Annotated in this window: 1 protein-coding gene; it reads right to left on the bottom strand. The window is 69.8% G+C overall.

Annotation, left to right across the window (positions count from 1 at the left end):
- Positions 1 to 94 precede the first annotated feature (94 nt).
- The gene (locus tag ACFU3E_RS38440; RefSeq protein WP_384169477.1) at positions 95 to 1,372 is read right to left on the bottom strand and encodes an IS701 family transposase; all 1,278 of its coding nucleotides are present in this window, start codon (positions 1,370 to 1,372) and stop codon (positions 95 to 97) included.
- Between the last annotated feature and the right edge of the window lie 60 nt (positions 1,373 to 1,432).

The following is a 1,432-nucleotide window of genomic DNA, read 5'->3' as shown; positions in this document are numbered from 1 at the left end:
CTAGTAGGACTCCGTTAGGTCTGTGTGGCCTGCCGTCTGGTGCGGCGGGTGGGCAGGGGGCGGTGGCAGGTGGTGCATATGCCGGTCCAGCAGTTCAGCAGGTCTTGGAGGGCGTCAAGGGTCTGGTAGAGGGACAGGCGGGTGTGTCGGCTTTTGGGGACACCCGCTGTTCGGTGAGGAAGGCGTGGGCGGCGGTGACGAGGGTGGCGTGGTGGTGCCAGCCGCTCCATGAGCGGCCTTCGAAGTGGTCCAGGCCGAGGCCGTGCTTGAGTTCGCGGTAGTCGTGCTCGATCCGCCAGCGGATCTTGGCCAGCCGCACAAGGTGGCGCAGGACGGTGTCGGCGGGCAGGCTGGTCAGCCAGTAGTCGGTGGGCTCGTCCTGGTGGGGCGGCCACTCGGCGAGGAGGGTCTCGACCGGCAGTGTGCCGTCCCAGGCGTGGCGTCCGCCGGCCTGCTGACGGGCCGCTGTGCGGGCCGCGACGCCGGCTGGACGGACTTCCATGACGATGAAGCGGCTGGTCATCGAGCCGCGGCTGCCCTGCCGCCAGGTGCAGCGTCGCAGCGACCTGCGTCCGGCTGCCATGACCAGATCTCTCACCGGGCGAGCCGGGTGGCGGTAGCGAGGCAGGCGGGGTGCGCCGATGCGCCCGGTCCGTTCCGGCGCGGTGGGCACGGCATCGGCGGGGTGGGCGCTGGTGTCCCCGCGCACGGCGGTGATGTAGTCCAGACCGCGCTTGCGCAGCCCGGCGCGGAAGTGGTGACTCTGGCCGTATCCGGCGTCGGCAACCACCACCGGCGGAGTCAGGCCCCACCCTGCCAGCTCGTCCAGGACATCCAGCGCCAGCCGCCACTTCTCCCGGTGCCGCGCGTGATCCGGAACCCCGCAGGCCTGCCGCCGCTGACTGTCAGCGTCCCACTCCTTCGGCAGGAACAGCCGCCACCTCAAGGGGACGGAGGCGGTATCGCTGACCGCGTGCACGCTGACCGCGACCTGGCAGTTCGCCTGCTTGCCCAAAGCGCCGCAGTACTGGCGGGCGACAGCAACCGACATCCGGCCGTCCTTGGGAAAGGACACATCGTCGACCACGAAAGCGTCCGGGCTGATCAGCGGCATCATCCGCTCGGCGATCCGCCGCTGCACCGGCTCCGGATCCCACGGTGACTGGTTCACGAACTGCTGCAGATTCTGCTCGTTGCCGTCCGGCAGCCGCTCGGCCATCGGCTGGATCGACTTCCGCCGCCCGTCCAGCATCAGCCCTCGCAGGTAGCAGTCGCCCTTCGCGCGCTGATCCCGCCGGGGCACCGACGCGAACACATCCGCCACGAACCCGGCTAACTCCGCCCGCAGATCCTCCACTTGCCGCATGTCCATACACCCACCGTGCCCCCGACCGGACACCACCGGCAAACACACCTAACGGAGTCCTACTAG

The sequence above is a fragment of the Streptomyces sp. NPDC057424 genome (assembly GCF_042803315.1).
Taxonomy (GTDB): Bacteria; Actinomycetota; Actinomycetes; order Streptomycetales; family Streptomycetaceae; genus Streptomyces.
The sequence above is the reverse complement of the archived record's forward strand: the minus strand, read 5'-3'. Positions and strand labels throughout refer to the sequence as shown.

Excerpts from the sequence above, each read along its gene's own strand:
- ACFU3E_RS38440 (WP_384169477.1), bottom strand. The coding sequence starts at position 1,372 with ATGGACATGCGGCAAGTGGAGGATCTGCGGGCGGAGTTAGCCGGGTTC.